This window comes from Pilosibacter rotomagensis (assembly GCF_045062245.2).
In the GTDB taxonomy this organism is placed as follows: domain Bacteria; phylum Bacillota; class Clostridia; order Lachnospirales; family Lachnospiraceae; genus Pilosibacter.
The window spans coordinates 1,951,247-1,964,837 of the sequence record NZ_CM170323.1 but is presented as its reverse complement, the minus strand read 5'-3'; the positions used below and the strand labels follow the sequence as shown (position 1 = coordinate 1,964,837).

The following is a 13,591-nucleotide window of genomic DNA, read 5'->3' as shown; positions in this document are numbered from 1 at the left end:
GGGTACAGTTCAGCCGTGCGCCGGTTTCGATGAAAAGATGGGCTGCAAGCCTGCTTGCATAAGTGCTTTCTCATCTGAATCAGCATACGGTTTGATCGATTAGCAATGACGCTGACCCGTTCAGAACCCTGTGAGAGCAGGAGATGAGCGGGTTGGCTTCTGTGCTGTCTGGAGGTTTTAACGCCCTCAGGACGGCTTTGGAACTCTTACGACATACGCTGGGGTTTCTTATCCCAGGTACGAAAATATTCGTTTCTGGTGCTCTTAATGCGCGCTCTGGCGCGGTTAAGAATTTGTCACAAGAATATGGTTTGAGCGCAGAAATGCATGAAAAATAGAGCTTTTAAAATTTAATATTTTATTAGAAAAATTGTTGACAAATTGTTCCTGTTCATATATAATATCTTAGTGCGTATTAGGAGAAACATAATATGCTGATTAATTTATCTGAAGTTTTTACTCTGGAAGGCAAAGAGAAAACCTGGGAAGTACCGTTTGAAGCGAAAGCTTACAAGGGTTCCCGAGTTGAGTATCCGGTGGTCTCTGCGAACCCGGTAAAGATCACTGTAAAAAACCTTGGAAACAGAAAGCTGAGTCTTACGGGAAATACTTCCGTGACTCTTGCGATTCCCTGTTCAAGATGTCTGGAACCGGTGAATTACACCACAGATATCGAGTTTGACCAGGAGATCGATATGAATGCTTCCGATGAGGACAGAGTGAAGGACTTGGATGAACAATCTTATTTATCTGGTTATAATCTGGATGCCGATATGCTGGTTTGCAATGAGTTATCATTGTACCTGCCTATGAAGGTCCTTTGCAAGGATGATTGCAAGGGAATCTGCAGTAGATGTGGAGCAAATCTCAACAAGGGAGATTGCGGCTGTGATACATGGGTTCCTGACCCGCGGATGGCAGCCATCCAGGATATTTTCAAACAGTTTAAGGAGGTGTAACCATGTCTATCTGTCCTAAGAATAAATCTTCCAAAGCGAGAAGAGACAGCCGCAGAGCGAACTGGAAAATGTCCGCTATGAACTTAGTAAAGTGCAGCAAGTGCGGTGCTTTAATGATGCCTCATAGAGTATGCAAGGCATGCGGCAGCTACAACAAGCGTGAAATCGTTAAAGTTGAAGACTAATTAAGAATTATGAGATCCTCCGGTGGTTTTCCACCGGGGGATTTTTTCGCCTACAGCAAGAAGTCAGATCCTGCGGTGTCTGGCTTCTTGCTTTTTGAAAAACAAATATGTATTGGTGTTAAGGATGTCGATGGCGTAAAAACCACAAATCGACATCCTAAATTTATGATTCGTTTTCTGCTAAGCTATTGTTGTCGATTGGGAATATTGACAATCCTATTACCATAGACTATACTTGTTTTATAAAGAAATGCTTGAAAGCCCCAAAAATGTCAGATAATAAAGCCAATACTAAAGAGGAACAGTAAATTATTAACCGTTAAGATAAATTATAAAATCATATATGAAAGGAAAGAAACTATGAGACTTGAAAATTTGACATGGCCGAAAGCTCAGGAATATTTTGAAAAAAATGATATGGTACTTGTTTCTATCGGCAGTATTGAGTGTCACGGCCGTCACATGCCGCTTGGAACCGATACACTGATTCCGGAGCACTTGTTGGAGAAAATTGAGAAGAAGAGTGATGTTTTGATTGCTCCCACCATTCCATATGGTTCCTGCCCCAATTTTGCTCCGTATCCTGGTACAATTGATATTGACGACGAGGTACTCTATCAGTTTTGCCGTCAGGTTTTCCTGAGTCTGTATCGTCACGGCGCAAGAAAATTCGTTTTCCTGAACGGACACGGCGGAAACATCAAGATGATTCAGCGCCTTGGCATGGAATTCGAGGATAAGGGCTGTCTGGTTGCTATGCTTAACTGGTGGCTGATGGCATGGGATATGAACCCGGCGTGGAAAGGCGGCCACGGCGGTGGTGAGGAAACGGCTGCGATTCTTGGAATTGATCCGTCTTTAGTTGATAAGAGTGAGATAGGTGGTGAACTCCAGTTTAAGCATCTGTCTGAGAATCTGAAGACAACCGGTTTCCGTTCTGTTGAGTATAAGGGAGTTACCGTTGAGATTCTTCGCAAAACTCCGCATGTTACCGACAGCGGCTGGATTGGACCAGATCATCCAAGTACCGCTACAGAAGAGTGGGGCAAGGAAATGCTCGAGACCACAGCAAACTATATTGTTGATTTCATGGAAGAGTTCAAGAAAGTTAAACTTTCATAAAGAGGTGTCAGAACGGATAAGAAAGTGACGCTGGAAATTTTTTTAAAATGTGATACGAAAAGACCGCCGGTTCAGATTTCTCTGGTAACCGGCGGTCTTCCCTATGAGCAAAACAATTAAATGTAGAAGAGCAATGCATCGTATGTCGGATACGGGAGATAATCCTCCGGGATCAGGACTTCCGCATCGTTGACAGCCAGACGGATCTTTTCCATTTCGGTAAGAATCGTATCGTGGTAGTAGGTGCCAGCCTTTAAGTAGTCATCCATACCTTCGGCGGTACCGATCATATCCTTTAAGGTATCGAGCTCATCAGAGATCACATCTGCGAGCCCGGAGAGCTTTGTGATCAGCTTTTCTTCGGCCTTTGTTGTAATGCCGGGAACGAGCTCTTTTTTAGAGCTTCCTGTGCATGCAAGGTCATTCACATAGGAGAACAGGGACGGAAGGAAGTCTTTCTGAACCATCTCCTCCATAGTCTTTGCCTCGATGTGGAGAGCCTTCGCATAATCCTCAAGAAGGATCTCGTAACGGGAGAAGAGCTCCTCTTTTGTGAAGACTTCATGTTTTGTGAAGAGCTCAATGTTCTTCTCGTCGATGAAATGCGGAAGAGCCTCCGGTGTGGACTTGAAGTTCGGAAGACCGCGCTTCTCGGCTTCTGCAAGCCATTCGTCTGTGTAGCCGTTTCCGTTGAAGATGATCCGCTCATGCTTCTTAAAGGTATCTTTTAAGAGCTCATGAATTGCGGAATCGAGGTTCTCCCCGGTAAGTCCGTCCAGGACTTTGCAGAATCCGGCGAGGGACTCGGCAACGGCTGTATTTAAGATCACGTTCGGACCGGACAGGGAGAGGGAAGAGCCCGGCATACGGAACTCAAACTTATTTCCTGTGAAGGCGAACGGTGAGGTACGGTTACGGTCCGTGTTGTCTTTTGTGAAGTGCGGGAGCACCTTCGGTCCGATGGACATCTGAACAGCGCCCTTTCCTTCAAAATATGTATCAGATTTAATGGAATCGACAACAGCCTCAAGTTCTTCTCCCAAGAACATGGATACAACAGCTGGCGGTGCCTCGTTTGCGCCGAGACGATGGTCATTTCCGGCTGTAGCAACGGAGATCCTTAACAGATCGGCGTAATCATCAACAGCCTCAACAACAGCTGCTAAGAACAGTAAGAACTGTGTGTTCTCTGCCGGTGTCTTTCCCGGATTTAACAGGTTCTCGCCGGAATCTGTGGAGAGTGCCCAGTTGTTGTGCTTACCGCTTCCGTTGATGCCCTCGAACGGTTTTTCATGGAGCAGGCACGCAAGACCATGGCGGTCAGCGACCTTCTTCATTATCTCCATAACGAGCTGGTTGTGGTCAACGGCAACATTGACGGTCTCAAATACCGGAGCAAGCTCATGCTGAGCAGGTGCAACCTCGTTGTGCTCAGTCTTTGCCGGGATGCCGAGTTTCCAGAGCTCTTCGTTCAGGTCCTCCATAAAAGCTTCGACTCTCGGTTTGATGGAACCGAAGTAATGGTCATCCATTTCCTGTCCCTTCGGAGCCGGAGCACCAAATAAGGTACGTCTGCAGAAGATCAGATCTTTTCTTAAACGGTAGCACTCCTTGTCTACCAGAAAATATTCCTGCTCAGCGCCTACCGTGGTGTTGACGCGTCTGACGTCTGTTTTTCCTAAAATGTGAAGTAAGTGGGTAGCTTCTTTGCTGACGGCTTCCATGGAACGGAGCAGCGGAGTCTTTTTATCGAGTGCCTCGCCGCTGTAAGAACAAAAGGCAGTTGGGATACAGAGTGTATGTCCCTTGATGAATGCGAAAGAGGTAGGATCCCATGCGGTATATCCGCGGGCTTCGAAGGTGGCGCGTAAGCCGCCTGACGGGAAGCTGGAAGCGTCCGGCTCACCTTTTACAAGTTCTTTTCCGGAAAATTCCATGATTGCTTCGCCAACACCGGTCGGAGAGAGGAAACTGTCATGCTTTTCAGCAGTGATGCCTGTCATCGGCTGGAACCAGTGAGTGAAGTGGGTAGCACCATGTTCGAGCGCCCATTCTTTCATTGCGACTGCAACAGAGTTCGCGATATCCAGCTCCAGATGGGAACCGCTGTTGATCGTTTTTGTAAGGGCTTTGTAGACATCCTTCGGGAGACGTGCTTTCATTTCGGAGTCGTTGAATACAAGACTGCCATACAGTTCAGGAATACTTTTGCTCATAGATATTTCTCCTTTCAACTCCGCTGGGGAACCTCCTTGCTCCCTGTCTGCGGGAAATTATACAAAGTTTGCTGTCTGCTCCGGGGTATGGAACAGACAGTCATCATTTCGCGGATCCCAAATGGGGGGTTGTGGGGAAGATCCGTGAAATGCGAGAAGGGCGCCGGGGTGTATGTATCATGCACCCAAGCGCCCTTGCTCTTATGGTGGTATAATATACTCATTTTCCGGGATTTGTCAACACATTTTTTTAAAATTTTTTCCGATCACAGACAGCGTTCCTATTATTAAGTTTTTCTGCTTCACCAGTCTGGCGGGATACCTGATGACGCCGCAAGACCCGGATAAAAAAGAAGAAAGTGGTCCTGTGATTCCGGATAAAAAACTTTTGAAAACTGTAAAAAAACTACTTTACAAATTCGAAAAAATGGAATATAGTAGTTCCATATTTTTTTAACGCAGCAACAAAACCTATGAGCAATTATCCCTGCGTAAAAATGAGTTTCATATGATGTGATTGATTAGACAAAGGTGTCAGAGTCTTAGTACTTCTGTCACCTTTTTTCATGCAATGTTGCATGAGCATGAAGCAGACAGTTTTCGCACATCATAGGAAAAGTTCCCGTAACTGTGAAAAATACTGAACAGTTACAAGTTCCCCACATTCACAATATATATTTGGAGGTAAGGTATGGCAGTTAAATACGTATTCGTCACGGGAGGCGTTGTCTCCGGACTCGGCAAAGGTATTACAGCCGCATCCCTTGGACGTCTCTTGAAGGCAAGAGGGTACCAGGTCACGATGCAGAAGTTCGATCCTTATATCAATATTGATCCGGGTACCATGAATCCGATCCAGCATGGAGAGGTGTTCGTCACCGACGATGGAACAGAGACCGACCTGGACCTTGGACATTATGAGCGCTTTATCGATGAGAGCCTTGACAAAAATTCCAACGTGACCACTGGTAAGATCTACTGGACGGTTCTTCAGAAAGAACGCCACGGAGACTTCGGCGGAGGTACCGTACAGGTGATCCCCCACATCACAAATGAGATCAAGGCGAGATTTTACCGCGCGAAATCCCCGGACGAGGACCGCATCGCGATCATCGAGGTCGGCGGCACCGTCGGCGATATCGAGAGCCAGCCGTTCCTGGAGGCGATCCGCCAGTTCCGCCACGAGATCGGATATCAGAATTCCGTTCTGATCCATGTGACACTCGTTCCGTATTTAAAGGCGTCAGGAGAATTAAAGACGAAACCGACCCAGCAGAGCGTCAAGGCACTTCAGGGAATGGGAATTTCCCCGGATGTGATCGTATGCCGTACAGAGGTTCCGCTCGAGGACGGTATCGAGAGCAAGATCGCTTTATTCTGCAACGTTCCGGAAGACCATGTTCTCCAGAACCTGGATGTAGAATATTTATATGAAGCGCCGCTTGCCATGGAAAAAGAGCGCCTGGCTCATGTGGTCTGCGAATGCCTCAATCTTCCGTGTCCGGAACCGCAGCTTGGTGACTGGAAACAGATGGTCGATGCATTAAAGAATCCGACAAGCGAGGTCACGATCGCACTGGTAGGAAAATACATCCAACTGCATGACGCGTACTTGAGTGTCATGGAGGCGTTAAAGCACGGCGGGATCGCAAACCGCACAAAAGTGACGATCAAATGGGTCGATTCCGAGTTCTTAAAACCGGAAGCTCTCGACGATACATTCGCCGGTGTTGACGGCATCATCATCCCGGGCGGTTTTGGCTCCAGAGGAACCGAAGGCATGATCCTGGCTGCAAACTATGCGAGAGAGAACAAGATCCCGTTCCTCGGGATCTGCCTCGGCATGCAGATGGCCATGGTGGCATTTGCGAGAAATGTTCTCGGCTATGCGGATGCAAACAGTTCCGAGCTGGATCCGGAGACAACCCATCCGGTTGTCGATCTGATGCCGGATCAGAACGGCGTGGAGAACCTTGGCGGAACGCTTCGTCTCGGCTCCTATCCGTGTGTCCTTGATAAAAAGTCGAAAGCATATTCCCTCTACGGAACAGATATGATCAACGAGCGCCACAGACATCGTTTTGAGATCAACAATGACTACCGTGATGACTTTACATCTCACGGCATGATGCTCTCCGGACAGTCCCCGGACGGACATATCGTTGAGATGATCGAGCTCCCGGATCACCCGTTCTATGTGGGGATCCAGGCACATCCGGAATTCAAGTCAAGACCGAACCATGCACATCCGCTCTTTGCAGGTTTTGTTGAGAGTGCTGAGGAGCAGGGGGTTTTGAGACGTGCGAAAAAGCTTCTCATGAAGCGGAACCATCTTTCTGAGCCGGAGGCACACCGGTATCTTCAGAAGACCAGCATGGATACAGGACGGACCATGGCGGAGAGCGCCCATATGGTCACAATGCTGATCCAGGAAGATTAATGGTTTGACTTTAACTGTTTATCATTAAAAAAAGTTAATGCGTTAGCCAAATTATTATCGCAGTTCCTGCATTTGTGTGGTATATTTATTCATGAAAAATATCCTAAATGCATTTACAGACAGAAAGAGAGGATTGAGACCATGTTTAAAGTCAATGAAAATTTTGCCAAACTGCCGGGCAGCTATCTGTTCGCAAATATTGCGAAGAGAGTATCCACATTCCAGGCAGAGCATCCGGAAAAGGAGATCATCCGCCTTGGTATCGGTGATGTGACTCAGCCGATCGCTCCGGCGATCATCGAGGCAATGCACAAAGCTGTCGATGAGATGGGTCATGCGGAGACCTTCCGCGGCTATGCTCCGGAGCAGGGCTATGACTTTTTAAGAAATATCATTGCAAAAGAGGATTTCCAGGAGAGAGGCTGCGACATCTCCGCAGATGAGATCTTTGTATCCGACGGTGCAAAGTGTGACTGCGGAAATATCCAGGAATTATTCTCCTTAGACAGCGTAGTCGCAGTATGCGACCCGGTATACCCGGTATACGTGGATTCCAACGTTATGGCAGGTCGCAGCGGTCTCTACAACAGCGAGACCGGACGTTTTGACAAGATCGTTTACATGCCGTGTACTGCAGACAACGGTTTCCTTCCGGAATTCCCGAAGGAGCACGTGGACCTGATCTATCTCTGCTTCCCGAACAACCCGACCGGTGAGGCGATCAAGAAGGCAGATCTCCAGGCATGGGTAGACTTTGCAAACAAGAACGGCGCTGTGATCATCTATGACGCTGCTTACGAGGCATATATCACTGAGGCTGGCATTCCGTACTCCATCTATGAGTGTGAGGGCGCAAAGACATGTGCCATCGAGCTCCGCAGCTTCTCCAAGAAAGCCGGATTTACCGGTATGCGTCTTGGTTTTGCCGTGATCCCGAAGGACTTAAAGTGCGGCGATGTGAGCTTAAATGCGATGTGGATGCGCCGTCAGGGTTCCAAGTACAACGGAACTCCGTATATCATCCAGCGTGCCGGCGAGGCAGTGTACTCTCCGGAGGGAAAAGTACAGGTTGCTGAGCAGATCGCACGCTACATGAAGAACGCAAAGACGATCTATGACGGCTTAAAGGATGCCGGATATACCGTATACGGCGGCGTAAACTCCCCGTATATCTGGTTAAAGACCCCGAATAACATGAAGTCCTGGGATTTCTTTGATTTCCTGTTAAACAATGCGGGAATCGTGGGTACTCCTGGTGCAGGTTTCGGCCCGTCTGGTGAAGGATATTTCCGGATTACTGCATTCGGAACTTATGAAAATTCTTTAAAAGCACTTGACAGAATCAAAAATCTCTGATAAAACAAGAGACATCAAAAAAATATCAAACAAAGGCGTTGAAGGAAACTCCCTTTCGAAGAACTTTACAGAGAACCGTGTGACAGCTGAGAGCGCGGAAGAGATGAGAAAGGCGGGAACGCTCCGGAGCCGGCTGCTCGATATCGGAACCGATGGTAGGACAGCACGCAAGCCGCACGTTACGCGGCCGAGTCGTTAGGATGATGGTCCGACAGCGAAAGCGGCGACTCATGAGTGGCATGAAAATGCAATGCGGGTGGTACCGCGGGAAATAAAAAGATCCCGTCCCGGAGAATGATAAGAGCAAAATTCTCCGGGGCGGGATTTTTGTTTACTCTGAAAGCCTCAATTACCCCACAAAACGAGGAGGAACCGATTATGGAGTTTGTAACAGGATTAAAAGACAGCAAAGTAAAAACTCTTGAAGAACTGGAAAGAGAAGAGCCCGTTGGTACCGAAGTTACCGCAGAAGGAATGGTACACAGCATCCGCGATATGGGAGAGATCTCCTTCGTGATCTTAAGAAGCCGGGAAGGTCTTTTACAGACCGTAGTCCAGGACGGGATCGGAAGTGAGACGCTCAAAGAAATCCGTGAAGGACAGGCGGTTCGCGTGACAGGAACCGTATTCAGGGAAGAGCGTGCACCGCACGGGATCGAGATCCACCTTGCGGACGCAGAAATCCTCTCAAAACCGGAAGAGCCGATGCCGATCGCGATCGACAAATGGAAACTTCCGACATCGCTGGAAGCGAACTTAAACCGCCGTGCCATTGCCCTCAGAAATGTCCGTGAGCGTGCAAAATTCAGGATCCAGGAAGGCATCTGCCGCGGCTTCTGTGAATTTATGACAAGCCAGGGATTCACCGAGATCCATACCCCGAAGATCGGTGCAAAATCCGCAGAGGGCGGCGCAAACCTCTTTAAGCTCCAGTATTTCCACAGACCGGCAGTTCTGGCACAGAGCCCGCAGTTCTACAAACAGATGATGGTCGGCGTTTTCGACAGAGTCTTTGAAACTGGTCCGGTGTTCCGTGCGGAGAAACACAACACAAAGAGACATTTAAACGAGTACACGAGTCTTGACTTTGAGATGGGATTCATCGACAGCTTCATGGACATCTGCAGAATGGAGACAGCGATGCTCCAGTATGTGGTAGAACTTCTGAAGAAAGATTACGCGAAAGAGATTGCACTTTTAAAGATCGAACTTCCGAACGTGGAAAAGATCCCGTATGTCCGCTTTGATGAGGCGAAGCGCCTGATCGCTGAGAAGTATGACAGACAGATCAGAAGCCCGCACGATCTGGAGCCGGAGGAAGAGGTACTGATCGGTGAGTACTTCAAAGAGGAGTACGGTGCGGATTTCGTGTTCGTTACCCATTATCCGTCAAAGAAACGTCCGTTCTACGCGATGGATGATCCGGAAAACAAAGAATTTACCCTGAGCTTTGACCTTTTATTCCGCGGCCTTGAGATCACGACGGGCGGCCAGAGGATCCACGATTATGAGACACTTTTAAAGAAGATCGAGGAGAAAGGCATGGATACAGAGGGAATGGAAGATTACCTCGACTGCTTCAAATACGGAATGCCGCCGCACGGCGGTCTCGGGATTGGACTTGAGCGTCTGACCATGAAGATGATCGGCGAGGACAACGTCCGTGAGGCGTGCCTGTTCCCGAGAGACATGACAAGATTAAAACCGTGATGAAAAAAACGCAGACCATTCAGGAAGGACGGATAATTATGGCAGAGATGATCAACGATAAGACCATGGATGAGATCGAGATCCTGGCAAAACTTCATCTGACGGATGAAGAAAAAGAGAAATCAAGAAACGATCTTCAGCAGATGCTGGACTATGTGGACATGTTAAATAAGCTGGATACCTCCGATGTGGAGCCGTTGACCCATATCTTCCCGATCAAAAATGTGTTCCGTGAGGACGTTGTCCTGGAGAGCACCCCGAGGGAAGAGCTGATGAAAAATGCACCGAAGGAAAAGGACGGACAGTTCCTTGTTCCGAAGACGATCGGTTAGGAGGAGACGGATATGAAGATACTGGAACTTTCCGCCACAGAGCTGGCAAAAAAGATAAAAGCAGGCGAGATCACTTCCGAGGAAGCCGCGAAAGCGTCCCTGGAACAGATCGCGAAGGAAGATCAGAAGATCCGCGCATACCTCACCGTGGATGAGGAGAAGGTCCTGGCACGGGCGAGAGAAGTGGATGCGGGGATCCGCGCAGGAAAATATACAGGGCCGCTTACAGGTGTCCCGATCGCAGTGAAAGACAATATCTGTACAAAGGGAATGAAGACGACATGTGCGTCAAAGATCCTGGAAAACTTCGTCCCGTTCTATGACGCAACGGCAGTCACCCGGATCACGGATGCCGGAATGGTGATCCTCGGAAAGACAAACATGGACGAGTTCGCGATGGGAAGTACGACAGAGACGTCTGCATTTCAGGTTACGAGAAACCCGTGGGATCCGGAACACGTTCCGGGCGGTTCGTCCGGTGGCTCCTGTGCGGCGGTCGCTGCGGGTGAGTGCTTTGCGGCTCTCGGCTCCGATACCGGCGGTTCGATCCGTCAGCCAAGTTCCTACTGCGGCGTCACGGGGATCAAGCCGACATACGGAACCGTCTCCCGTTTCGGTCTCGTCGCTTATGCGTCTTCTCTCGACCAGATCGGACCGGTCGGAAAGAATGCGGCCGATTGTGCAGCGCTTCTTGAGACGATCACAAGCCACGATGAGAAGGACAGCACTTCCATGGAGCGGGAGGATACGGATTTCACTTCGGCGATCGGAAAAGATGTCCGCGGCATGAAGATCGGGATCCCGAAAGAGTACCTGTCCGACGGTCTTGACGCAGATGTGCGGGAAGCGGTGGAACAGTGTGCGGCTTACCTGAAAGAATGCGGGGCGGAGGTCGAATACTTTGATCTCGGTCTCATGGAATATACGATTCCGGCCTACTATGTCATTGCGGCCGCGGAGGCAAGCTCCAACTTAGAGCGCTTTGACGGCGTCAAGTACGGCTACCGGGCAAAGGACTACGAGGGACTTCATGACATGTACAAGAAATCAAGATCCGAGGGCTTCGGACCGGAGGTCAAGAGAAGGATCATGCTTGGTTCCTTCGTCTTAAGCTCCGGATATTATGACGCATATTATCTGAAAGCTCTGAAGGTGCGTGCACTGATCAAAAAAGCCTTTGATGAGGCATTTGCGAAGTATGACATCATTTTAGGACCGGCAGCTCCGACGGCGGCTCCGAAGATCGGAACCTCCCTGAGCGATCCGATGAAGATGTACCTGAGCGATATCTATACGGTTGCTGTCAACCTTGCGGGTCTTCCGGGACTCACCGTTCCATGCAGTGTAAACGAAAAAGGACTCCCGATCGGCGTCCAGCTTCTCGGCGACTGCTTCAGGGAAAAGACATTATTTGCAGCGGCATCCGCCATGGAACATGTCCGCGGTGAATGGACACTTCCGTTTGCCAGAAAGGAGACCTTATCATGAAACAGTATGAAACAGTCATCGGTCTTGAGGTCCATGTAGAACTTGCCACAAAGACAAAAATCTTCTGCGGATGCAAAACAGATTTCGGCGCTGCGCCGAACACACATGTGTGCCCGATCTGTACAGGTATGCCGGGATCTCTTCCTATATTAAATAAGCAGGTTGTGGAGTTCGCTCTCCGCGCCGGACTTGCGTTAAACTGTGAGATCAACCAGTTCTGTAAATTTGACCGGAAAAACTATTTTTACCCGGATAACCCGCAGAACTATCAGATTTCCCAGCTGTATCTGCCGATCTGCCATGACGGTTACGTGGAGCTTGAGACGGCAGCGGGAACAAAGCGGATCGGGATCCATGAGATCCACATGGAGGAGGATGCCGGAAAACTGGTCCATGACGAGTGGACCGACAGTTCCTTAGTCGATTACAACCGAAGCGGCGTGCCGTTAATTGAGATCGTGTCGGAGCCGGATATGAGAAGTGCCGACGAGGTCATCCAGTACCTGGAGCATCTTCAGTCCACGATGCAGTATCTCGGTGTTTCCGACTGCCGTCTCCAGGAAGGTTCCATGCGTGCCGACGTAAACCTTTCTGTCCGCGAGGTGGGAAATCCGGTATTTGGAACGAGAACCGAGATGAAGAACTTAAACTCCTTCAAGGCGATCGCCCATGCTATCGAGGGAGAGCGGGAACGCCAGATCGAGCTTCTCGAGGACGGCCGTGCCGTCATTCAGGAGACGAGACGCTGGGATGACAACAAGGAATCTTCCCACGCGATGCGTTCCAAGGAAGATGCAAAGGATTACCGTTACTTCCCGGACCCGGATCTTCCGCCGATCGATATCTCCGATGCCTGGATCGCCTCGATCCGCAAGGCACAGCCGGAGTTAAAGAAGGCGAAATCGAAGAGATATCAGTCGGAGTACGGTCTGAGTGCCTATGACGCCGATATCCTGACTGCCGATAAGGCGCTTGCAGAGCTCTTTGAGAACACGATCAAAGCCGGAGCAGCTCCGAAAAAAGCGGCAAACTGGCTGACCGGGGAGACACTCCGTCTCTTAAAGGAGAAGGAGATGGAGGCATCAAAGATCGTCTTTTCCGCAGAGCATCTGGCAGCACTGATCGAACTCCTTGAAAAGAGTGTGATCAATAACCAGACTGCGAAAGAGGTGTTCGCTGCGATGTTCGAGTCCGACGTGGATCCGTCTGTCTATGTGGAGGAACACGGACTGAAGATGGAGAGCGACTCCGGTCTTCTCGAGGAGACCGTGAAAAAGATCCTGGACGCAAACCCGAAAGCGGTTGGAGAGCTGAAGGAAGGAAAAGATAAAGTCATCGGATTCCTCATGGGACAGGTCATGAAGGAGATGAAAGGAAAAGCGAACCCGGCGCAGGTGAGCGAGATGATCCGCAAACTGGTGCAGGGATAATAAAAGAAGCCATGACAGCTGGCCGGAGCTCCGGTGCAGCTGCCATGGCCCTTTTTGTTCATTCCGGAGCGGTGCAGCCGCAGCAATCCTGTTTCTTCTATATATAATGTACTTGTTGCCGGAATGTATGAGTTTTCCGGTGCTTTGCATTCTGAATCGTCAAAATTTGCAGCCGCAGCGGTATTGCAGGGGACTTCCCGTTCGGAAAAACCTGACTGTGAAAAATGTTAAAAAAGGAACATATTCTGTTCACGAAAAAAGTATTGATTTTATGAATGGTATTTAGTATATTAGTTACTATAAAAGTCCCTGAGAGCAGCCGTATCATTTTGCGGTGTTCGATGGGATGATCC

Annotated in this window: 10 protein-coding genes; 9 read left to right on the top strand and 1 reads right to left on the bottom strand. The window is 49.1% G+C overall.

What is annotated here, in order from left to right:
- The first annotated feature begins 431 nt into the window (after positions 1-431).
- From ACI3EW_RS08650 to ACI3EW_RS08640, 3 genes are all read left to right on the top strand, one after another.
- Positions 432-959, top strand: a complete 528-nt coding sequence (locus tag ACI3EW_RS08650) for a YceD family protein (RefSeq protein ID WP_021905044.1) — start codon at positions 432-434, stop codon at positions 957-959.
- Positions 960-961: 2 nt separating this feature from the next.
- Positions 962-1,144 (top strand): 50S ribosomal protein L32, encoded by a 183-nt coding sequence (gene rpmF, locus ACI3EW_RS08645; RefSeq protein ID WP_015554505.1) that lies wholly within the window; start codon positions 962-964, stop codon positions 1,142-1,144.
- Positions 1,145-1,504: 360 nt separating this feature from the next.
- Entirely contained in the window at positions 1,505-2,266 is a 762-nt protein-coding gene (locus ACI3EW_RS08640; protein ID WP_118298013.1) for a creatininase family protein, read from the top strand.
- Positions 2,267-2,382: 116 nt separating this feature from the next.
- Here ACI3EW_RS08640 and ACI3EW_RS08635 read toward each other — a convergent pair whose 3' ends face one another.
- Positions 2,383-4,482 (bottom strand): glutamine synthetase III family protein, encoded by a 2,100-nt coding sequence (locus ACI3EW_RS08635; protein ID WP_405582384.1) that lies wholly within the window; start codon positions 4,480-4,482, stop codon positions 2,383-2,385.
- Between the two features lie 691 nt (positions 4,483-5,173).
- On the opposite strand from ACI3EW_RS08635, the gene pyrG reads away from it, so the two are divergent.
- The 6 genes from pyrG (at position 5,174) to gatB (ending at position 13,238) form a co-directional block, all read left to right on the top strand.
- Positions 5,174-6,922, top strand: a complete 1,749-nt coding sequence (pyrG, locus tag ACI3EW_RS08630; RefSeq protein ID WP_215702055.1) for a CTP synthase — start codon at positions 5,174-5,176, stop codon at positions 6,920-6,922.
- Between the two features lie 141 nt (positions 6,923-7,063).
- Positions 7,064-8,278 carry an LL-diaminopimelate aminotransferase gene (locus tag ACI3EW_RS08625; protein ID WP_405579364.1) on the top strand — a complete coding sequence of 405 codons (1,215 nt, stop codon included), beginning with the start codon at positions 7,064-7,066 and terminating at the stop codon, positions 8,276-8,278.
- Between the two features lie 378 nt (positions 8,279-8,656).
- Positions 8,657-9,988 carry an aspartate--tRNA(Asn) ligase gene (aspS, locus tag ACI3EW_RS08620; protein WP_405579361.1) on the top strand — a complete coding sequence of 444 codons (1,332 nt, stop codon included), beginning with the start codon at positions 8,657-8,659 and terminating at the stop codon, positions 9,986-9,988.
- Positions 9,989-10,026: 38 nt separating this feature from the next.
- Positions 10,027-10,320 carry an Asp-tRNA(Asn)/Glu-tRNA(Gln) amidotransferase subunit GatC gene (gatC, locus tag ACI3EW_RS08615; RefSeq protein WP_118298020.1) on the top strand — a complete coding sequence of 98 codons (294 nt, stop codon included), beginning with the start codon at positions 10,027-10,029 and terminating at the stop codon, positions 10,318-10,320.
- Between the two features lie 12 nt (positions 10,321-10,332).
- Positions 10,333-11,808 carry an Asp-tRNA(Asn)/Glu-tRNA(Gln) amidotransferase subunit GatA gene (gene gatA, locus ACI3EW_RS08610; RefSeq protein WP_405579358.1) on the top strand — a complete coding sequence of 492 codons (1,476 nt, stop codon included), beginning with the start codon at positions 10,333-10,335 and terminating at the stop codon, positions 11,806-11,808.
- Entirely contained in the window at positions 11,805-13,238 is a 1,434-nt protein-coding gene (gene gatB / locus ACI3EW_RS08605) for an Asp-tRNA(Asn)/Glu-tRNA(Gln) amidotransferase subunit GatB (RefSeq protein WP_405579355.1), read from the top strand. The genes gatA and gatB overlap by 4 nt, the downstream gene beginning before the upstream one ends.
- Positions 13,239-13,591 lie beyond the last annotated feature (353 nt).